This window comes from Malikia granosa (assembly GCF_002980595.1).
GTDB lineage: Bacteria > Pseudomonadota > Gammaproteobacteria > Burkholderiales > Burkholderiaceae_C > Malikia > Malikia granosa.
In genome coordinates, this window is the sequence record NZ_PVLQ01000011.1 from 49,935 (window position 1) to 69,611 (window position 19,677).

17 protein-coding genes are annotated in these 19,677 nt (G+C 66.8%); 9 read left to right on the plus strand and 8 right to left on the minus strand.

Annotated elements, in window-relative coordinates; genetic code table 11:
• Positions 1 to 63 precede the first annotated feature (63 nt).
• Entirely contained in the window at positions 64 to 2,769 is a 2,706-nt protein-coding gene (locus tag C6P64_RS02900) for a DNA topoisomerase III (RefSeq protein ID WP_245911607.1), read from the plus strand.
• A gap of 6 nt (positions 2,770 to 2,775) precedes the next feature.
• Here C6P64_RS02900 and C6P64_RS02905 read toward each other — a convergent pair whose 3' ends face one another.
• The 3 genes from C6P64_RS02905 to C6P64_RS02915 form a co-directional block, all read right to left on the minus strand.
• A complete protein-coding gene (locus C6P64_RS02905; protein ID WP_105747160.1) occupies positions 2,776 to 4,173 on the minus strand; it encodes a sensor histidine kinase in 1,398 nt (465 codons plus the stop codon).
• A gap of 91 nt (positions 4,174 to 4,264) precedes the next feature.
• A complete protein-coding gene (locus C6P64_RS02910) occupies positions 4,265 to 4,939 on the minus strand; it encodes a response regulator (RefSeq protein WP_105747094.1) in 675 nt (224 codons plus the stop codon).
• A gap of 96 nt (positions 4,940 to 5,035) precedes the next feature.
• A complete protein-coding gene (locus C6P64_RS02915) occupies positions 5,036 to 5,572 on the minus strand; it encodes a MarR family winged helix-turn-helix transcriptional regulator (RefSeq protein ID WP_105747161.1) in 537 nt (178 codons plus the stop codon).
• Between the two features lie 140 nt (positions 5,573 to 5,712).
• On the opposite strand from C6P64_RS02915, the gene recA reads away from it, so the two are divergent.
• The 4 genes from recA (at position 5,713) to C6P64_RS02935 (ending at position 9,426) form a co-directional block, all read left to right on the plus strand.
• On the plus strand, positions 5,713 to 6,801 hold the full coding sequence (gene recA, locus C6P64_RS02920) for a recombinase RecA (protein WP_105747162.1): 1,089 nt from the start codon (positions 5,713 to 5,715) through the stop codon (positions 6,799 to 6,801).
• Entirely contained in the window at positions 6,798 to 7,358 is a 561-nt protein-coding gene (gene recX / locus C6P64_RS02925; protein WP_105747095.1) for a recombination regulator RecX, read from the plus strand. Before recA ends, recX begins: the two co-directional genes overlap by 4 nt.
• 122 nt (positions 7,359 to 7,480) lie before the next feature.
• Positions 7,481 to 8,635, plus strand: coding sequence for a GGDEF domain-containing protein (locus tag C6P64_RS02930; RefSeq protein ID WP_105747096.1), 1,155 nt, complete (start codon positions 7,481 to 7,483; stop codon positions 8,633 to 8,635).
• A gap of 56 nt (positions 8,636 to 8,691) precedes the next feature.
• Positions 8,692 to 9,426, plus strand: coding sequence for a heme-binding beta-barrel domain-containing protein (locus C6P64_RS02935; protein ID WP_245911608.1), 735 nt, complete (start codon positions 8,692 to 8,694; stop codon positions 9,424 to 9,426).
• 60 nt (positions 9,427 to 9,486) lie between these two features.
• On the opposite strand, the gene mnmE is transcribed toward C6P64_RS02935, so the two are convergent.
• The 5 genes from mnmE to rpmH form a co-directional block, all read right to left on the minus strand.
• Positions 9,487 to 10,941: a tRNA uridine-5-carboxymethylaminomethyl(34) synthesis GTPase MnmE gene (mnmE, locus tag C6P64_RS02940; RefSeq protein ID WP_105747098.1), complete on the minus strand. Its 1,455-nt coding sequence runs from the start codon at positions 10,939 to 10,941 to the stop codon at positions 9,487 to 9,489.
• 122 nt (positions 10,942 to 11,063) lie between these two features.
• Entirely contained in the window at positions 11,064 to 12,752 is a 1,689-nt protein-coding gene (gene yidC / locus C6P64_RS02945) for a membrane protein insertase YidC (protein ID WP_105747099.1), read from the minus strand.
• On the minus strand, positions 12,745 to 13,035 hold the full coding sequence (gene yidD, locus C6P64_RS02950) for a membrane protein insertion efficiency factor YidD (protein WP_425436676.1): 291 nt from the start codon (positions 13,033 to 13,035) through the stop codon (positions 12,745 to 12,747). Before yidD ends, yidC begins: the two co-directional genes overlap by 8 nt.
• Positions 13,022 to 13,477, minus strand: coding sequence for a ribonuclease P protein component (locus C6P64_RS02955; RefSeq protein ID WP_245911609.1), 456 nt, complete (start codon positions 13,475 to 13,477; stop codon positions 13,022 to 13,024). Before C6P64_RS02955 ends, yidD begins: the two co-directional genes overlap by 14 nt.
• Before the next feature lie 42 nt (positions 13,478 to 13,519).
• Positions 13,520 to 13,654, minus strand: coding sequence for a 50S ribosomal protein L34 (rpmH, locus tag C6P64_RS02960; RefSeq protein WP_105728622.1), 135 nt, complete (start codon positions 13,652 to 13,654; stop codon positions 13,520 to 13,522).
• 250 nt (positions 13,655 to 13,904) lie between these two features.
• Between rpmH and dnaA the strand changes: the two genes are divergently transcribed.
• The 4 genes from dnaA to C6P64_RS18330 all read left to right on the plus strand — a co-directional run bounded on the left by dnaA (position 13,905) and on the right by C6P64_RS18330 (position 19,674).
• Positions 13,905 to 15,308, plus strand: a complete 1,404-nt coding sequence (gene dnaA / locus C6P64_RS02965) for a chromosomal replication initiator protein DnaA (protein WP_105747101.1) — start codon at positions 13,905 to 13,907, stop codon at positions 15,306 to 15,308.
• Between the two features lie 58 nt (positions 15,309 to 15,366).
• Positions 15,367 to 16,473: a DNA polymerase III subunit beta gene (gene dnaN / locus C6P64_RS02970; RefSeq protein ID WP_105747102.1), complete on the plus strand. Its 1,107-nt coding sequence runs from the start codon at positions 15,367 to 15,369 to the stop codon at positions 16,471 to 16,473.
• 92 nt (positions 16,474 to 16,565) lie between these two features.
• Positions 16,566 to 19,196 carry a DNA topoisomerase (ATP-hydrolyzing) subunit B gene (gene gyrB, locus C6P64_RS02975; protein WP_105747103.1) on the plus strand — a complete coding sequence of 877 codons (2,631 nt, stop codon included), beginning with the start codon at positions 16,566 to 16,568 and terminating at the stop codon, positions 19,194 to 19,196.
• 37 nt (positions 19,197 to 19,233) lie between these two features.
• Entirely contained in the window at positions 19,234 to 19,674 is a 441-nt protein-coding gene (locus C6P64_RS18330; RefSeq protein WP_211296787.1) for a hypothetical protein, read from the plus strand.
• The last annotated feature ends 3 nt before the right edge of the window (positions 19,675 to 19,677 follow it).

The window sequence follows — 19,677 nt, forward strand, 5'->3', positions numbered from 1 at the left end:
GCAGGTGCGCGCGAGTGCGCACACACAGATGCGCGCAGGCGCGCACGGGAGCAGATTGTAGAGATGAAAACCGAAAGTTCCGCCAAAACGCTGGTCATAGCCGAGAAACCTTCCGTCGCCCAGGACATCGTGCGGGCGCTCACGCCCGTGGTGGGCAAGTTCGAGAAGCACGAGGACCATTTCGAGAACGAGCGCTACCTGGTCAGCTCGGCCGTCGGCCACCTGGTCGAGATCGCCGCGCCCGAGGCCTACGACGTCAAGCGCGGCAAGTGGAGCTTCGCCCACCTGCCGGTGATCCCGCCGCACTTCGACCTCAAGCCGATCGACAAGAGCAAGTCGCGCCTGTCGGCGGTGGTCCGATTGGCCAAGCGCAAGGATGTCGGCGCGCTGATCAACGCCTGCGACGCCGGGCGCGAGGGCGAGCTGATCTTCCGCCTGATCGAGCAGTACGCCGGCGGTGCCAAGGGCCTGGGCAAGCCGGTGCAGCGCCTGTGGCTGCAGTCGATGACGCCGCAGGCGATCCGCGACGGCTTCGAACAGCTGCGCAGCGACGAGCAGATGCGCCCGCTGGCCGACGCCGCGCGCAGCCGCTCCGAGGCCGACTGGCTGGTCGGCATCAACGGCACCCGCGCCATGACCGCGTTCAACTCGCGCGACGGCGGCTTCTTCCTCACCACCGTCGGCCGGGTCCAGACGCCGACGCTGGCAGTGGTGGTCGAGCGCGAGGAAAAGATCCGCGCCTTCCGCAGCCGCGACTACTGGGAAATCCACGCCAGCTTCGGCGCCCAGGCTGGCAACTACCCGGGCAAGTGGTTCGATCCCGCGTTCAAGAAGCCCTCGGCCAAGAACGGCGAGGAAGGCATCGACCCCGAGCTCAAGGCCGACCGGATCTGGAACGCGCAGCAGGCGCAGCAGATCGCCGACGCGGTGCGTGGCCAGCCGGCCAGCGTGAGCGAGGAATCCAAGCCCACCACCCAGGCCAGCGGCCTGCTCTACGACCTGACCAGCCTGCAGCGCGAGGCCAACGGCCGCTTCGGCTTCTCGGCCAAGACCACGCTGGCGCTGGCGCAAAGCCTGTACGAGAAGCACAAGGCGCTGACCTACCCGCGAACCGACAGCCGCGCGCTGCCCGAGGACTACCTGCCGACGGTCAGGCAGACCTTCGAGATGATCGCCGACAGCGGGCTGAACCACCTGGCGCCGCACGCGCTGGTGGCGCTCAACAACGGCTACATCAAGCCGAGCAAGCGCGTCTTCGACAACAGCAAGGTCAGCGACCACTTCGCCATCATCCCGACGCTGCAGGCGCCCAGCGGCCTGTCGGAAGCCGAGCAGAAGCTGTACGACCTGGTGGTGCGCCGCTTCCTGGCGGTGTTCTTCCCGGCGGCCGAGTTCATGGTCACGACCCGCATCAGCAAGGTCGAGGCAGCGGGCGCGGTCCATCACTTCAAGACCGAGGGCAAGGTGCTGGTCAAGCCGGGCTGGATGGCGGTCTATGGCAAGGAGGCGGCCGAGGACGTGGCCGACGCGAAAGAGGGCGACAAGGGCCAGAACCTGGTGCCGGTGCAGCCGGGCGAGCAGGTCGAGACGCTCGAGGCAGCACCGAAGCCGCTCAAGACCCGGCCGCCGGCACGCTACAGCGAAGCCACCCTGCTCGGCGCGATGGAAGGCGCCGGCAAGCTGATCGACGACGACGAGCTGCGCAGCGCGATGCAGGACAAGGGCCTGGGCACGCCGGCCACGCGCGCGGCCATCATCGAGGGCCTGCTGACCGAGAAATACATGCTGCGCGAAGGGCGCGAGCTGATCCCGACCGCCAAGGCCTTCCAGCTCATGACCTTGCTGCGCGGCCTCGGGGTCGAGGAACTGTCCAAGCCGGCGCTGACCGGCGAGTGGGAGCACAAGCTGTCGCTGATGGAGCGCGGCCAGCTCAGCCGCGAGGCCTTCATGCGCGAGATCGCGGCCATGACCGAGCACATCGTGCGCAAGGCGAAGGAATACGACCGCGACAGCGTGCCGGGCAACTACGCCACGCTGCAGACGCCCTGCCCGAACTGCGGCGGCGTGGTCAAGGAGAACTACCGCCGCTACGCCTGCTGCGGCGCCGACGGCAAGTCGGACGGCTGCGGCTTCTCGTTCGGCAAGTCGCCGGCCGGTCGCACCTTCGAGATCGAGGAGGCCGAGTCCTTCCTGGCCAACAAGCATATCGGCCCGCTCGAAGGCTTCCGCTCCAAGGCCGGCTGGCCCTTCGTGGCCGAACTGGCGCTCAAGTTCAACGACGAGGACCAGAACTGGAAGCTCGAGTTCGACTTCGGCGACAAGAAGGACGAGGAAACCGGCGAGCTGGCCGACTTCAGCGGCCGCGAGCCGCTCGGCAACTGCCCCAAGTGCGGCAGCCCGGTCCATGCCCATGGCAGCAACTATGTCTGCAGCAAGGCAGTGCCGACGCTCGAGCAGGCCGTGCCGAGCTGCGACTTCAAGAGCGGCACCACCATCCTGCAGCAGGAGATCGCGCCCGAGCAGATGCAGAAGCTGCTGAGCACCGGCAAGACCGACCTGCTCGAGAAGTTCGTCTCGAACAAGACCAAGCGCGCCTTCAAGGCCTTCCTGGCCTGGGACGCGACAGCCGGCAAGGTCGGCTTCGAGTTCGAGCCGCGCGAGAGCAAGTACCCGCCGCGCAAGACCGCCGCCGCCAAGAAGGCGCCGGCCAAGAAGGCCGCTGCCAAGAAGGCGGCCGCGAAGAAGACCGCCAAGGCCACCGCGAGCTGAGGCCGCTCAGGCGCCCGGCCAAGCGCCATCCGGCGCCGGGCGCGGCGGAAAGCTCACCGTGACCCTGAGGCCGCGGCGCGTGCCCTGGCCCGGGTGCGCATCGGCCAGCTCGACCGTGGCGCGGTACTGCTGCGCGACCTCGCTGACGATGGCCAGCCCCAGGCCCGAGCCATCGACGTTGCTGCCCAGCACGCGGTAGAAGGGCTGGAACACCAGCTCGCGCTCGGACTCGGGGATGCCGGGGCCGTCGTCCTCGACCTCGAGCTGCTGGGCGCCGCTCTCGCCGTCGAGCCGCACCCGCACCGTCACCACGCCGCCGGCCGGCGTGTAGTGGATCGCGTTGTCGACCAGGTTGCGCACCAGCTCCTGCAGCAGGGTCGGGTTGCCGTCGAGCAGGCAGGCCTCGGGTATGCGGTCCGGCCCCTCGTAGCCGAGGTCGATGCGCTTGTCCTGCGCCAGCGGGAAGGAATCGGCGATCACCTCGGTCGCGAGGTCGCCGAGATCGACCGGCTCGCTCGGCAGCGCACGCCCGGTGGTCTCGGCGCGCGCCAGCGACAGCAGCTGATTCACGGTGTGGGTCGCGCGCACGCTCGAGCGCGTGATCTGCTGCAGGCAGCGCCTGACCTCCTCGGCATCCTGCGCGCGCAGCGCCATGTCGGCCTGCATGCGCAAGCCCGCCAGCGGGGTCCGGAGCTGGTGCGCGGCATCGGCCAGGAAGCGCCGCTGCGTCGTCAGCGACACCGCCAGCCGCTCGAGCAGGTCGTTGATCGAGCCCACCAGCGGCGTCACCTCCTGCGGGATCAACTCCTGCTCGAGCGGGCTCAGGTCGTCGGGCTTGCGCGCGCGGATGCGCTGCTCGAGCTCGTTGAGCGGCCGGATGCCGCGCACCAGCGCCATCCAGACCAGCAGCACCGCCAGCGGCAGGGTGACGAACTGCGGCACCATCACGCCCTTGATGATCTCGGTCGCCAGCCGCGAGCGCTTGCCCAGCGTCTCGGCCACCTGCAGCAGCACCAGCTGCTCGTCGCGCTCGCCGCGCGCGATCCAGGTATAGGCCACCCGCACCTCCTCGCCGCGGATCTGGTCGTCGCGCAGGCGCACATGGCCGGCATCGGGCAGCACATAGTTGGGCGGCGCCGGGAATTCGGGGTCGCCGCTGATGAACTGGCCATCGGCCTTGCGCACCACGTAGAACACCTGGTCGGTGTCGTCGGCGCGCAGCAGGTCGCGCGCCTGCGGGGTCAGGTTGAACTGCGGCTGCCCGCTGCGCAGCACGACAAACTGCGTCAGCGCCTGCAGGTTGAACTCGAGCGCGCGGTCGAAGGGCTTGTTCGCGATGCCCTGGGCGACGAACCAGGTCAGCGCCAGCGACAGCGGCCACAGCAGCAGCAGCGGCGTCAGCATCCAGTCCAGGATCTCGCCGAACAGGCTGCGCTGCTCGCGCTGGAACAGCCCGAACGCGGTCGTGCCGCGCAGGCGGGCCGGACGGTCGGAATCAGCCGGGGATTTTTTCAAGGCAGTAACCCAGCCCGCGCACGGTCGCGATCCGGATCGGCCCCTTCTCGATCTTCTTGCGCAGGCGGTGGATGTAGACCTCGATCGCGTTGTTGCTGACCTCCTCGCCCCATTCGCACAGGCGCTCGACCAGCTGGTCCTTGCTGACCAGGCGACCGGCGCGCTGCAGCAGCACCTCGAGCAGGCCGAGTTCGCGCGCCGACAGGTCGATCATCTTGCCATCGATGCTCGCGACCCGGCCGGCCTGGTCGTAGACCAGCGGCCCGTGCTTGATCTGGCTGGTCGCACCGCCCAGGCCGCGCCGCGTCAGCGCGCGCACGCGCGCCTCGAGCTCCTGCAGCGCGAAGGGCTTGGCCATGTAGTCATCGGCGCCATAGTCCAGGCCCTTGACCCGGTCCTCGACGCTGTCGGCAGCGGTCAGGATCAGCACCGGCAGCGTCGAGCCGCGCGCGCGCAGGCGCTTGAGCACCTCCAGGCCATGCATCCTGGGCAGACCGAGGTCGAGGATCAGCAGGTCGAATTCGTGGTTGGTCATCAGCGCCGCGTCGGCTTCGCTGCCGCTCGCGACATGATCGACCGCTGCACCGGCTGTGCGCAGGATGCGCAACAGTCCATCGGCCAGGACCTGGTCATCTTCTGCAATCAGGATGCGCATGGGATCTCCTCTTGTGACATTCCGGCGGCCTGGTCGGACTGCCGCGACCGGAACGGCAGCGCCATCCGCGACGCTGCATGTTGTATACGGACTATTTTAGGCCCCTGCCCTAGGCCGGCCGGACTGCGCGCGGCGGCCAGCATCGTAGCCGATCGCGTAGGCCTCGAGGCCCAGCGCGATCACGGTGGCGACCGGCGCGCCAACCTGGTCGCGGAACTCGGCCTCGGCCTGCTGCACCGCCTGCCGGAACGCCTGCAGCCATTCGAGCCCGACCGGGGTGAAGCGGATGCGACGCGCGCGCGCGTCGAGCGGATCGGGTTCACGCCGCACCAGGCCCCAGGCCTCGCACTGGTCGACCAGATCGGCCATGGCCTGCTTGCTCATGCCCGCGCTCTGCGCGAGCTCGGTCAGGCGCGCACCGGCCAGCGGCAGATGGCGCGTGATGTGCACATGGGCCGCTCCGACCTGGCCACGCGCCGCCAGGTTGGACAGCGCCAGCGGCACGTCGAGCGCATGGGCCATCAGCTCGAGCACCCGCTCGTCGAAGCGGCGCAGCGCATGACCGAGCAGCCGGCCCATGTGGGTCAGCCGCCAGCCCTCGTCGGAGGTAGTGGAATCGAGACTTTTTTCCATCGGAAAATGGTAATGCAAACTGACTAAAAAAACAGTTTATTGATTTCAATTACTCGCTACACTGCATCCCAAGCACTCCAGGCCGAACCGGAAATTCCGCTCCAGGGTGCTGCAACCCATTGTTTTTCAAGGAGCCCACCATGGACGCACCGAACAAGACCCTGAACACCGAAAAGGCCAAGGCCCTGCAGGCCGCGCTGGCCCAGATCGAGAAGCAATTCGGCAAGGGCGCGATCATGCGCCTGGGCGAAGGCGAGAAGGCCGAGGACATCCAGGTCGTCTCGACCGGCTCGCTCGGGCTGGACGTGGCGCTCGGCGTCGGCGGCCTGCCGCGCGGCCGGGTGGTCGAGATCTACGGCCCGGAATCCTCGGGCAAGACCACGCTGACGCTGCAGGTCATCGCCGAGATGCAGAAGCTCGGCGGCCAGTGCGCCTTCGTCGATGCCGAACATGCGCTCGACGTGCAATACGCGCAGAAGCTCGGCGTCAACCTGCAGGACCTGCTGATCAGCCAGCCCGACACCGGCGAGCAGGCGCTCGAGATCGTCGACAGCCTGGTGCGCTCGGGCGCGGTCGACATGATCGTGGTCGACTCGGTCGCCGCCTTGACGCCCAAGGCCGAGATCGAGGGCGACATGGGCGACAGCCTGCCCGGCCTGCAGGCGCGCCTGATGAGCCAGGCGCTGCGCAAGCTGACCGCGACGATCAAGAAGACCAACTGCATGGTCATCTTCATCAACCAGATCCGCATGAAGATCGGCGTCATGTTCGGCAGCCCCGAGACCACCACCGGCGGCAACGCGCTCAAGTTCTACGCCTCGGTGCGGATCGACATCCGCCGCATCGGCTCGATCAAGAAGGGCGAGGAAGTCGTCGGCTCCGAGACCAAGGTCAAGGTGGTCAAGAACAAGGTCGCGCCGCCCTTCAAGACCGCCGAGTTCGACATCCTGTACGGCGAGGGCATCAGCCGCGAGGGCGAGATCATCGACCTCGGCGTGGCGCAGAAGGTGGTCGACAAGTCGGGCGCCTGGTATGCCTACCAGGGCGAGAAGATCGGCCAGGGCCGCGAGAACGCGCGCGAGTTCCTGCGCGAGAACCCGCAGCTGGCGCACGAGATCGAGAACAAGATCCGCGCCGCGCTCGGCGTGCCGGCCCTGCCCGCCTTCGACCCGGCCAGCGTCAAGCCTGCGGCATCCGCCGACGAGCTCGACCCGTCCGGCGCCGAATGAGCGGCTGGCGCCGCCCCGACCCGGCGCGCGGTCTGCCGCAACAGCCCGAGGACGAGGCCGGGCGCGCGCCGACCGACGACCTGGCCGAAGCCGCGCCAGGCCGGCGCACCCGACCCGAACCCTCGCTCAAGGGCCGGGCGCTGCGCTTGCTCTCGATGCGCGAGCATTCCCGGCTCGAGCTCGAACGCAAGCTGAGCCAGTACGAGACGCACGAGGGCGAGCTGGCCGAAGCGCTCGACGTGCTGACCGCGCGCGGCTTCATCAGCGACGAGCGCGTCGCCGACAGCCTGCTGCACCGCAGATCGGCCAAGCTCGGCGCCAGCCGGATCAAGGCCGAGCTGCAGGCCAAGGGCCTGGACGAGACCGTGGTGCGCGAGGCGGTCGAGCAGCTGCGCGGCACCGAGCTCGAGCGCGCACGCGAAGTGTGGCGCCGCAAGTTCGGCCAGCCACCCGCCGACGCGAGCGAGCGCGCCAAGCAGATGCGCTTCCTGGCCGCGCGCGGCTTCTCGGGCGAGACTGCCAGGCGGGTGATCGCGGGTGCGGACGACGAGGTCTGAGCTGTCGCCGACCACGGCCCGCGGCGCTGGAGTGGCCACGGCACGGGGTCAGCGAGCAGCATCCTGGTCCGATCGACCCGGACCTATGGCACAGTGAAGGGCATCGACACCAAAGCCGCGACATGAACAGCCCGATATTCCAGATCCTGATGCTCCTGACAGTGATCCTGGTCGTGATCATGACCGTCGTGCTGTTTGCCGTGCAGCGGGCGAACCAGGAGATTCCCGGCTTGCGCGCCTGGGCCTACTCCTACCTCGGCGGCCTGCTGCTCTGCCTGAGCTTCCTGCTCAGGCCCTACAGCCCCGAGGGGGTGTCGGTCATCATCTCGCAAGTCCTGCTCTTCACCGCGGCCTGGCTCAACCTGGTAGCGACCCAGATCTATACCGGCCGGCAACCCTGGACGCGGACCTGCTTCGGCTGGGCACTGCTCGTCGTGCTGGGTCTGGCGAGCTACCTGACCTGGCCGCAACCCGAGCCCCGGCTGCGCCTGGCGCTGGCCCTGGGAACCGGCGGCACGCTGATGCTGCTGAGCGCGCTGGCGATGCTGTCGGCGGAGATCCGCAGGCAGCCGGAACGCTACCTGTTCACCCTGGCCTGCGGCGCCCATGGGTTGGCGATGCTGGCGACCAGCCTGGGCCTGTTGCTGGTCCAGACCGACCCGACCGATCCGGAGCGGCTGGAATTCGTCGCGCAGTTCGTGCTGATCGAGTCCATCGTCGTGCTGGTCATGCGTGCCTTCGGGATCGTGATGCTGGCCAATGCCTACATCACAGCCGAATTGCGCCATTTCGCGGAGCATGACCCGCTGACCGGGATCTACAACCGCCGTTCCTTCGAGATCCTGCTCGACAAGTCGGTCAAGCTGATGCGGCGCATGAACTCGCCCCTGTCGCTGCTGGCACTGGACCTGGATCATTTCAAGCGCATCAACGATACCTGGGGCCACAGCAGCGGCGACCAGGCGCTGCGCCACTTCGTGCGGCTCGCCAGCGAGCATCTGCGCAACGAGGACGTGATCGGCCGCGTCGGCGGAGAGGAGTTCGTCATCTTCCTGCCCAACACCGGGCTCGAGGCGGCGACCTGCGTCGCCGAACGGTTGCGCGCGCTGCTCGAGGCCCAACCCGTCGCCGGCCCCCAGGGACCGATCCCCTTGACCGTGAGCATAGGCGTGACGCTGGTCGCCCAAGGTGAATCGCAGGAAGCCGCCCTGGAGCGGGCTGACGAGGCCATGTACCGGGCCAAGGCCAATGGACGCAACCGGGTCGAGCTGGCATGACGGCCGGCTGGTTCGGCGGTTAATCTGGGCTTAATGTTTGTCTTTACAGTGCAGAGATGCCTGACTACCGCGGATGGAACGCCCTTATTGTTCCATCCACTGTCAGTCGGCGAACAATTCCAGGCAATTTATCGCCTGGAAAACGAAAAATCGATGCACTAAAAAAGGGAAATATGAAACTCAATCGTTTATTCATGGGCTTGGCCATGGCTGGCGCAAGCCTTTTCAGCCACGCCCAGGATGTCAATCCGCTGAGCCGCTTCATTGGCGTCTGGGAAGGCGATCAAGGGGTGGACGTGTCGCCGGCACAGAAAAAGACCCGCGCGCCGGGCTCGGCCGCCGTCAGTCCGTTCTTCGAGCGGATTGAAATCTCGGCCGGCCCGGCAGCCACCAATGCCAGCGAGCAGGACCTGGAAGCCCTCACGGTTCGCCAGCAGGTGTTCCGCAAGTCGGACCAGCAACAGTTCCATGACCAACTGGGCTATCTGATCTGGGACAAGAAGAATTCCAAGGTCATCTATTCCTTCTGCGTGCCGCGCGGGGTCTGCGTTTCCGCCGAAGGGGAGCTGAACAAGAAGGATGAATTCAGCGCCAGCACCAAGACCGCCTTCGCCGAAACCGAATTCATGCGCAAGAATGCCAAGACCGAAGGCTTCTCGATTGGCATGAACATCAACCCGGACAATAGCCTGAGCTATTCGCAGATCACGGCGCTGAACATCTACGGCAATCAGTTCAGCCATGCCGATTCGAATGTCCTGCGCAAGGTGGCCGACAAGCCGGCCCATTAAGCCCAGGATCAGCCCAGGCCTTGCGACCCAGACGGGTTGCCTGGGGTCGTCGGCAGCGCCCTACTTGCCGATGCAGAAGGACGAGAAGATCACCCCGAGCAGATCGTCCGAACTGAAGGCACCGGTGATCTGATTCAGCGCGTTCTGCGCCAGCCGCAGTTCCTCGGCCAGCAGGTCGAGCGACTGGGCCTGCTGGGCCAGGTGCAGCGCCGACAATTCCAGATGCTCGCCGACCTGGCGCAAGGCCTGGACATGGCGCTCGCGCGCGATGTAGAGGCCCTCGCCGCCGCCCTGCCAACCGGCCAGCTCGAGCAGGCGCTTCCTGAGCAAGTCGAGGCCGGCGCCGGTCTTGGCCGACAGGCGCAGCTGCTCGTGCGGCGCATGGCCGGCCAGGGGTTCCAGGCCAGCCGTGGCCAGCGGGGCCAGCGCCTGGCCGGCATCGGCCTTGTTCCAGACATCGATCACCGGCACCCGCGCCGGCAGCCGGGACTCGAGCGTGGCGGCGATCTCGCGCTCGGCCGCGTCGTACTCGGGCTGGCCGATGCGGGTCAGGTCGTGCAGCAGCAGCACCGCATCGGCGCCCTCGATCTGGCCCCAGGCGCGCGCGATGCCGATGCGCTCGACCTCGTCGATGCCCTCGCCCTCGCGCAGGCCGGCGGTATCGATCACATGCAGCGGCACGCCCTCGATCTGTATCGTCTGCTGCACCACGTCGCGCGTGGTGCCGGCGATCGGCGTCACGATCGCCAGCTCGGCGCCGGCCAGCGCATTGAGCAGCGAGCTCTTGCCCGCATTGGGCTGGCCCGCGATCACCACCTTGATGCCCTCGCGCAGCAGCGCGCCCTGGCGCGTGCGCTGCATCACCTGGCCCAGCCGCAGCTGCAGCCGGTCGAGCTGGCCCTGCGCGTCGGCTTTCTGCAGGAAGTCGATCTCCTCCTCGGGGAAGTCGAGCGTGGCCTCGACCAGCATGCGCAGGTGGATCAGCGCCTCGCGCAGCTCGCCGACCTCGCGCGAGAACTCGCCCGCCAGCGAACGGCTCGCGCTGCGCGCCGCCGCCTCGGTGCTGGCGTCGATCAGGTCGGCGATCGCCTCGGCCTGCGCCAGGTCGATCTTGTCGTTCAGGAAGGCGCGCTCGGTGAACTCGCCCGGCTGCGCCAGCCGCAGTCCCGGCAGCCGCGGCTGCCCGGTCGCCGGGTCGATCTCGGCGGCGGCGGCCAGGCAGCGCGCCAGCAGCAGTTGCAGCACCACCGGCCCGCCATGCGCCTGCAGCTCGAGCACGTCCTCGCCGGTGTAGGAATGCGGCGCCGGGAAATGCAGCGCCAGCCCGTGGTCGATCGCGCCGCCGTCGGCGTCGCGCAGCGGGCCGTAGCTCGCCACCCGAGGCGCGAGCGCCTTGCCGCAGAGCGCCTGCACCAGCCGGTCCAGGCCGCGGCCCGAGACACGGACGATACCGACCGCGCCACGTCCGGGTGCAGTGGCAATGGCGACGATGGGATCTTGATGGCGCGACAGCATGTTCGGAATCTCGGACAGGAACGGAGACGGACAACGAAACCGGTGCCAGCACCGGAAGCAGCGGCGGGGGATAGCTCCGCCTCATGAAAAAAGGCCGCTTGCGCGGCCCTTGGGGTATCGGCTTACTTCGCCTTCTTGAACAGCTCGGTCGGCAGCGTGATCTTCAGCGGCACGCCCATGCGGCGGTTGATATGCGCCTGCTGCAGGATGGTCAGCGTGTTGTTGGTGATCCAGTACAGCACCAGGCCGGCCGGGAAGCTGAAGAACATGACCGAGAACACCAGCGGCATGATCCACATCATCTTGGCCTGCATCGGGTCCGGCGGCAGCGGGTTCAGCGCGGTCTGGATGACCGTGGTCAGCGTCAGCACCACCGGCAGCAGGTAGAACGGGTCCTTGGACGACAGATCGGTGATCCAGCCCAGCCAGGGCGCATTGCGCATCTCGACGCTGGCCAGCAGCACGGTGTAGAGCGCGATGAAGACCGGGATCTGGATCAGGATCGGCAGGCAGCCACCGAGCGGATTGACCTTCTCCTCGCGGTAGATGCGCATCATCTCCTGCTGCATCTGCTGCGGCTTGTCCTTCAGGCGCTCGCGCATTTCCTGGATGCGCGGGTTGACCGCCTTCATCTTGGCCATGCTGCGGTAGGCATTGGCATTGAGCCAATAGAAGGCCGCCTTGATCACGACCACCAGCAGCACGATCGCCCAGCCCCAGTTGCCGACGATGCCATGGATCTTCTCGAGCAGCCAGTAGAGCGGCTTGGCGACGATGGTCGTCCAGCCGTAGTCCTTCACCAGCTCCAGACCAGGGGCCAGTTGCTCGAGCAGCTTTTCTTCCTGCGGACCGACGAACAGACGGGCCTCGACGACCTTGCTCTGGCCGGGAGCGATCGCGCCGAGCTCGACCTTCTGGCCGGCACGATAGAGGGCGCCGCCCGGCACCTTCTCGGCATAGTTCTCGCGCGCGATACCGGCGCCGAGCAGCCAGGCACTGGCGAAATGGTGCTGGACCATCGCGACATAGCCGTCGTTGGCGCTCTTGCTGAAGTCGGCCTTGCCCTTGTCGATGTCCTCGAAATGGATCTTCTGGAACTTGGCCGCGTCGCTGTAGATCGCCGGACCGGTGAAGGTCGAGGCGAAAGGCACGCCGCTGTCCTTGGTCATGCCGTCGCGCACCAGCTGCAGATACAGCTGCGGCGAGACCGGGGCCGCGCCCTGGTTGATCACCTCATGCTTGACCGCGATGTCATAGCCACCACGCTTGAGCGTGTAGGTCTTGGCCAGCACCACGCCGCCGACCGGGGCCGACTCGAAGCGCAGGCTCAGGCTGTCCTGCCCCTCGGCCAGGTCGCTGGCCTGGCCGACCAGACGCATCGCCACCTTGTGGTTGGGCAGCGCGGCGCTGCCGAGCAGTCCGGTCTGCGCCACATAGGTGTGCTGGTCGTTCTGCTGCAGCAGGCGCACCGGATCGGACTGGCCGGTCGTGGTGTGGTGCTTGAGCAGATCGGCGCCGACCAGGGAGCCGCCTTCGCTGTCGAAGCTCAGCTTGAGGACATCGGTGCTGACGACATGGGTCTGGCGCGGGATAGCGGGCGCGGCGTCGGCCACGACGGGCGCCGCAGCCGCGGTACCCGGCAGGGCTGCGGCCGGCTGGGCACCGTTGGCCGGCGCGCTGGCGGCCGGCTTGTCCTGCGGTGCCGGGAAGAAGGTCTTGGGTCGGCCGTTGTGCACCTGCCACGCATCCCAGAGCAGGACCAGCGAGAAGGCGAATATCACCCAGAGTATGGATCGGCGGATGTCACTCATGACGGGTCGTTTCCGTAGGGTCGGTAATGAGGCGGGAGAACAGGCGCGGCGCCTGCTCGGGCACGGGGTCGCAGCCGCCGGCACACCAGGGATGGCAACGGCCCAGGCGCCTGAGCGTAAGCCAGGAGCCTAACACCGCGCCGTGACGCTCGAGCGCCTGCAGGGAATAAGCGGAACAAGTCGGTTCGAAGCGGCAGCCCGAGCCGACCCAGGGGCTCAGCAGCAGCCGATAGGCCCTGACCAGGGCCAGCAGGCAATCCCGGGGCAGGTCAGGCAGGTGCATCGTCAGCCTGGGGGGCAGGGGTCGCGGGCGACACGACGGCCGGCGCGCGCTGGCGCCTGGCCAGCCGTTCGCCGAGCAGCTGCAGCAGTTCGGCGCGCGCCTCGCGCTTGAGCGCATCGGAGGTCGCGCTCGGAAAATCGCCACGCGAAAAACCGCTGCGCAGCCGCACCACCATGGGGAGTTGCGGCAAGCCAGCGGTCAGTTCCCGCGCCACGGCATAGATCTGCCGACGCAGGGTATTTCGGGTCACGGCGCGACGCGCCCAGCGCTTGGGGACGAGCACGCCCAGCCAGGCGCCACCGCCCGGAAACAGGTCGGGGACACCGCCCGGCTCATGGCTCTTGGCCATGTGGAGCGCAAAGTGCACCGTCTTGGCCACGGGAGGGCCGGACGACATCACCGCGTCGAACTGGGCGCGCTGAAGGATGCGTTGCGTGGACACAGGGGTCGGCGGAACCGACACGGCGCGCCGGGACGCCGGAGCTTAGACGCCCAGGCGCTTGCGGCCCTTGGCGCGGCGTGCGTTCAGGACGGCGCGGCCGCCCTTGGTGGCCATGCGAACCAGGAAGCCGTGGGTACGGGCGCGCTTGATCTTGGAGGGCTGATAGGTGCGTTTCATGATGGGTTCCTGTGGGCGCACCGCTGTCAGCACGCCGGGTTGAAATTTGACGGTGTCGGAAAAACCCATGATTATCACAAAAAATGGCCCGGAAGACAAACCTTGTTTCGCAAGGAATGCCCCGGGACAGCGGTCGGGACAGTTTTCCAGCTTGTGGATAACTCGCCGATCGCACTACAATCACTACCCCGGCGACCCGCGCGCCGCAGTTTTCCCGCGTTTTTCCACACCCTTCCCCCTCCCCTTGCCCATGAGCCAACCCAGCCTGTTGCCCGATGCGTCCGACCTGTGGCAAGCGTGCACCGAGCGGCTGGCACAGGACATCCCTGAGCAGCAGTTCAACACCTGGATTCGCCCGCTGCAGGCACGCGTCTCGGACAGCGGCGACCGGGTCACGCTGGCCGTGGCCAACCGCTTCAAGATGGACTGGATCCGGGCCCAGTACGCCGGCAAGATCAGCGCCGCGCTGGAAGCCGCGGCCGGCCGCCAGGTGGCGCTCGAGCTCACGCTCGCGCCGCGCGAGCCGGCCCAGCGCACCAGCGCACCGACGCCGCGCAATCCCCAGACACAGCAAGGGCCGGTGTTCGCTGAACTGCCCGACAGCCCGGCACCGGAACCCAAGGTCGACACGCACAAGCACCGCCTGAACAACGCGCTGACCTTCGCAACCCTGGTCGAGGGCTCGGCCAACCGCATGGCGCGCGCCGCCGCGATGCATGTGGCGCACAACCCGGGCCAGCTCTACAACCCGCTGTTCATCTATGGCGGCGTCGGCCTCGGCAAGACCCACCTGATGCACGCGATCGGCAACCAGCTGCTGGCCGACCGGCCCGGCGCCAAGGCGCTCTACATCCACGCCGAGCAGTTCGTCACCGACGTGGTCAAGTCCTACCAGAAGAAGACCTTCGACGAGTTCAAGGAACGCTACCACTCGCTCGACCTGCTGCTGATCGACGACGTGCAGTTCTTCGCCAACAAGGAACGCACGCAGGAGGAGTTCTTCAACGCCTTCGAGGCACTGCTGACCAAGAAGAGCCACATCGTGATGACCAGCGACACCTATCCCAAGGGCCTGGCCGACATCCACGAGCGGCTGGTGTCGCGCTTCGACTCGGGGCTCACGGTGGCGATCGAACCGCCCGAGCTCGAGATGCGGGTCGCGATCCTGATCAGCAAGGCCGAGTCCGAGGGCGCCTCGATGCCCGAGGATGTCGCCTTCTTCGTCGCCAAGAACGTGCGCTCGAACGTGCGCGAGCTCGAGGGCGCGCTGCGCAAGATCCTGGCCTACTCGCGCTTCAACCAGAAAGAAGTCTCGATCCAGCTCGCGCGCGACGCGCTGAAGGACCTGCTGTCGATCCAGAACCGCCAGATCAGCGTCGAGAACATCCAGAAGACCGTCGCCGACTTCTACAAGATCAAGATCGCCGACATGTACTCGAAGAAGCGGCCGGCCAACATCGCGCGGCCGCGCCAGATCGCGATGTTCCTGGCCAAGGAACTGACGCAGAAGAGCCTGCCCGAGATCGGCGAGCTGTTCGGCGGCCGCGACCACACCACGGTGCTGCACGCGGTGCGCAAGATCGCCGCCGAGCGCCAGACCGTCAGCGAGCTGAACCAGCAGCTGCACGTACTCGAACAGACCCTCAAGGGCTGAGCCTGGATCGCTTAAGCTAGGCCCAGACCCATACCGGAAATAGAAGAAAGCCCTGAACATGATCGTCTTCCAGTCGACCCAGGACAAAGTGCTGGCCGCCCTGCAATCGGTGGCGGGCATCGTCGAACGCCGCCACACCCTGCCGGTGCTGGCCAACGTGCTGATCCGCAAGATCGCCGGCGAGGTGCAGCTGACCACCTCCGACCTCGAGATCCAGATCCGCACCCAGGTCGACCTCGGCGGCGAAGATGCCGCCTTCGCGACCACCGTCGGCGCGCGCAAGCTGATCGACATCCTGCGCACCCTGCCGTCCGACCAGCTGGTGAGCCTGGAATCGGCGCAGAACAAGCTGATCCTCAAGGGGGGCAAGTCCAAGTTCACGCTGCAGACCCTGCCGGCCGAGGACTTCCCGCTGGTGCAGGAAGCGCCCAGCTTCGGCCCCGCCTTCAGCGTGCCGCAGAAGACGCTCAAGAGCCTGCTCAACCAGGTCAGCTTCTCGATGGCGGTGCACGACATCCGCTACTACCTCAACGGCATCCTGTTCGTCGCCGAAGGCAAGAAGCTCAGCCTGGTCGCGACCGACGGCCACCGGCTGGCCTTCGCCAGCGCCGAGCTCGACGTCGAGGTGCCCAAGCAGGAAGTCATCCTGCCGCGCAAGACCGTGCTCGAGCTGCAGCGCCTGCTGAGCGACAAGGACGGCGCGATCGAGCTGCAGTTCGCGGCCAACCAGGCGCGCTTCCGCTTCGAGGGCATGGAATTCGTCACCAAGCTGGTCGAGGGCAAGTTCCCCGACTACAACCGCGTGATCCCGCGCAACCACCCCAACATCGTGATCCTGGGCCGCGGTGCGCTGCTGGCAGCGCTGCAGCGCGCCGCCATCATGACGAGCGAGAAGTTCAAGGGCGTGCGCCTGAACCTCGAGCGCGGCAGCCTGCGCGTGGCGGCCAACAACGCCGACCAGGAAGAGGCGGTCGACGAGCTCGACATCCAGTACGACGGCAGCGCAATCGAGATCGGCTTCAACGTCAGCTACCTGATCGACGCCCTGGCCAACATGAGCCAGGACATGGTCAGGCTGGAACTCAACGACGGCAACAGCTCGGCGCTGCTGACCATCCCCGACAACGAGCACTTCAAGTACGTCGTGATGCCGATGCGCATCTGAGGCGGACGACCCGGCAGATCTGCCCCCAGCCGCCCCCGAACCCGCGCCCCTTCGTGCGGGTTTTGCCATTGAAGCGAGAGAGATTTTTGACCATGACCGACGCCAACCAGCCCAGCCCAGCGGACGCCCCCGGTGAGGCCTTCACCACCGTCCAGCCCCAGATCGACGCCCACCAGGCCGGCGCATCGGAAGGCTATGGCGAAGGTGCGATCCAGATCCTGGAGGGCCTGGAGGCAGTGCGCAAGCGCCCCGGCATGTACATCGGCGACACCAGCGACGGCACCGGCCTGCACCACCTGGTGTTCGAGGTGGTGGACAACTCGATCGACGAGGCGCTGGCCGGCCACTGCGACGACATCGTCGTCACCATCCACAGCGACAACTCGATCAGCGTCACCGACAACGGCCGCGGCATCCCGACCGGCGTCAAGATGGACGACAAGCACGAGCCCAAGCGCAGTGCGGCCGAGATCGCGCTGACCGAGCTGCACGCCGGCGGCAAGTTCAACCAGAACAGCTACAAGGTCTCGGGCGGCCTGCACGGCGTCGGCGTGTCCTGCGTCAACGCGCTCTCGAAATGGCTGCGGCTGACGGTGCGCCGCGAGGGCAAAGTGCACCAGATCGACTTCGCGCGCGGCTTCGTGCAGAACCGCCTGATCGAGCAGGTCGGCGGCGTCGAGGTCTCGCCGATGCGCGTGGCAGGCAACACCGACAAGCGCGGCACCGAAGTCCATTTCCTGCCCGACACCGAGATCTTCCAGCAGAACCACGATTTCCACTACGAGATCCTGGCCAAGCGCCTGCGTGAACTCAGCTTCCTGAATAACGGCGTTCGCATCCGCCTGAAGGACGAGCGCAGCGGCAAGGAAGACGACTTCTCGGGCGCTGGCGGCGTCAAGGGTTTCGTCGAGTTCATCAATGCCGGCAAGAAGGTGCTGCATCCGACCACCTTCCACGCGCTAGGCGAGCGCCCGGCCGACAGCTACGGCGGCATCCCCGGCACCAGCATCGGCGTCGAAGTCGCGATGCAGTGGAACGAGAGCTACAACGAGAACGTGCTCTGCTTCACCAACAACATCCCGCAGCGCGACGGCGGCACCCACCTGACCGGCCTGCGCGCCGCGATGACCCGCGTGATCGGCAAGTACATCGAGCAGAACGAGCTGGCCAAGAAGGCCAAGGTCGAGGTCTCGGGCGACGACATGCGCGAAGGCCTGTGCTGCGTGCTGTCGGTCAAGGTGCCCGAGCCCAAGTTCAGCAGCCAGACCAAGGACAAGCTGGTGAGCTCGGAAGTGCGCGCGCCGGTGGAGGACATCGTCGCCAAGGCGCTGACCGAATACCTGGAGGAGCGCCCGAACGACGCCAAGATCCTGTGCGGCAAGATCGTCGAGGCCGCGCGTGCCCGCGAGGCGGCCCGCAAGGCGCGCGAGATGACGCGGCGCAAGGGCGTGCTCGACGGCATGGGCCTGCCGGGCAAGCTGGCCGACTGCCAGGAGAAGGACCCGGCGCAATGCGAGATCTACATCGTCGAGGGTGACTCCGCAGGCGGCTCGGCCAAGCAGGGCCGCGACCGCAAGTTCCAGGCCATCCTGCCGCTGCGCGGCAAGATCCTCAACGTCGAGAAGGCGCGCTACGAGAAGCTGCTGGCCAGCAACGAGATCCTGACCCTGATCACCGCCCTGGGCACCGGCATCGGCAAGGCCAGCGCCGACGAATACGCGCCCAAGGGCAAGAGCGGTGCCGACGACTTCAACATCGACAAGCTGCGCTACCACCGCATCATCATCATGACCGACGCGGACGTGGACGGCGCGCATATCCGCACCCTGCTGCTGACCTTCTTCTACCGCCAGATGCCCGAGCTGGTCGAGCGCGGCCATATCTACATCGCGCAGCCGCCGCTCTACAAGGTCAAGAGCGGCAAGGAAGAGCTGTACCTGAAGGACGCCGCCGCGCTCGACGGCTTCCTGCTGCGCATCGCGCTGAAAGACGCCAGCATCCAGACCGGCGGTGCACAGAGCCAGCTGCTGAGCGGCGACACGCTGGCCGAGCTGGCGCGCAAGCACCAGCTGTCCGAGCATGTGATCGCGCGCCTCTCGAACTTCCTCGACGCCGAGGCGCTGCGCGCCATTGCCGACGGGGTGGAGCTCGACCTCGACACGCTGGAAGCCGCGACCGAATGCGCGCCCGCGCTGCAAGCCAAGCTGCGCGAGCTCAACAGCACCGGCGTGCCGGCCGAGGTGAGCGCCGAACTCGACCCGCGCAGCGACAAGCCGATCCTGCGCATCAGCCGCCGCCACCACGGCAACATCAAGAGCAGCGTGCTGACGCAGGAATTCGTGCACGGCGCCGACTACGCCACGCTGGCCGAGGCCGCGCACAGCTTCCGCGGCCTGCTGGGCGAAGGCGCCAAGGCGCTGCGCGGCGAGGGCGAGCGCCAGAAGGAAGAAAAGGTGTCCGACTTCCGCCAGGCCATGGCCTGGCTGATCTCGGAAGCCGAGCGCACCACCGCGCGCCAGCGCTACAAGGGCCTGGGCGAGATGAACCCGGCCCAGCTGTGGGAAACCACGATGGACCCGACGGTGCGCCGCCTGCTGCGGGTGCAGATCGAGGACGCGATCGAGGCCGACAAGGTGTTCACCATGCTGATGGGCGACGAGGTCGAGCCGCGCCGCGACTTCATCGAGACCAATGCGCTGAGGGCGGGGAATATCGACGTCTGAGGTTTCCGGAACCCGGAAACCTTGCAAGGCTATTGGTATGCCGCAAAATCAGGTTACCATGATGGTAAAAACCATCGTGCTGTCGGAGTACAACCGTAATCCGCCACAAGTGCTGAGTACAGGCCGCGTCAAGATTGATGGCGGCCCGCTTTATGATCTTGAACGCATACAAAACCTGGTGAACGATGAAGGTCAGCTGTTCGCCTGGACAGAGAAGTGTCGCAAGGACATACGTAAGCTTTTCGATGACGACTTGTCGCGTGTAGCCGAACTGATCAGGTGCCTGAAAGCGACCGATTACATCGACTCCGAATGGTGCGAAAACGGCAGAGGTGCACTTGCTGCCTGCGACGCTTACAGCATCCGCAGGCTTGAGGTCATGCCGGCTACCGGCAAAACTATGCCGGTTGAATATTTCTTGAAATTTGCTGTAGGCAAGACGGGCAAGTTGGTACTCACAGTGTCTTGCCATGTTTGAGAT

What these genes read in the sequence shown, in the direction of transcription:
- C6P64_RS02915 (WP_105747161.1), bottom strand. Translation starts at nt 5,572, where the DNA reads ATGGAAAAAAGTCTCGATTCCACTACCTCCGACGAGGGCTGGCGGCTG.
- C6P64_RS02900 (WP_245911607.1), top strand. Translation starts at nt 64, where the DNA reads ATGAAAACCGAAAGTTCCGCCAAAACGCTGGTCATAGCCGAGAAACCT.
- recA (WP_105747162.1), top strand. Translation starts at nt 5,713, where the DNA reads ATGGACGCACCGAACAAGACCCTGAACACCGAAAAGGCCAAGGCCCTG.
- C6P64_RS18330 (WP_211296787.1), top strand. Translation starts at nt 19,234, where the DNA reads ATGCCGCAAAATCAGGTTACCATGATGGTAAAAACCATCGTGCTGTCG.
- dnaN (WP_105747102.1), top strand. Translation starts at nt 15,367, where the DNA reads ATGATCGTCTTCCAGTCGACCCAGGACAAAGTGCTGGCCGCCCTGCAA.
- C6P64_RS02910 (WP_105747094.1), bottom strand. Translation starts at nt 4,939, where the DNA reads ATGCGCATCCTGATTGCAGAAGATGACCAGGTCCTGGCCGATGGACTG.
- dnaA (WP_105747101.1), top strand. Translation starts at nt 13,905, where the DNA reads ATGAGCCAACCCAGCCTGTTGCCCGATGCGTCCGACCTGTGGCAAGCG.
- yidD (WP_425436676.1), bottom strand. Translation starts at nt 13,035, where the DNA reads ATGCACCTGCCTGACCTGCCCCGGGATTGCCTGCTGGCCCTGGTCAGG.
- C6P64_RS02930 (WP_105747096.1), top strand. Translation starts at nt 7,481, where the DNA reads ATGAACAGCCCGATATTCCAGATCCTGATGCTCCTGACAGTGATCCTG.
- recX (WP_105747095.1), top strand. Translation starts at nt 6,798, where the DNA reads ATGAGCGGCTGGCGCCGCCCCGACCCGGCGCGCGGTCTGCCGCAACAG.
- mnmE (WP_105747098.1), bottom strand. Translation starts at nt 10,941, where the DNA reads ATGCTGTCGCGCCATCAAGATCCCATCGTCGCCATTGCCACTGCACCC.
- yidC (WP_105747099.1), bottom strand. Translation starts at nt 12,752, where the DNA reads ATGAGTGACATCCGCCGATCCATACTCTGGGTGATATTCGCCTTCTCG.
- rpmH (WP_105728622.1), bottom strand. Translation starts at nt 13,654, where the DNA reads ATGAAACGCACCTATCAGCCCTCCAAGATCAAGCGCGCCCGTACCCAC.
- gyrB (WP_105747103.1), top strand. Translation starts at nt 16,566, where the DNA reads ATGACCGACGCCAACCAGCCCAGCCCAGCGGACGCCCCCGGTGAGGCC.
- C6P64_RS02935 (WP_245911608.1), top strand. Translation starts at nt 8,692, where the DNA reads ATGCCTGACTACCGCGGATGGAACGCCCTTATTGTTCCATCCACTGTC.
- C6P64_RS02905 (WP_105747160.1), bottom strand. Translation starts at nt 4,173, where the DNA reads ATGCTGACGCCGCTGCTGCTGCTGTGGCCGCTGTCGCTGGCGCTGACC.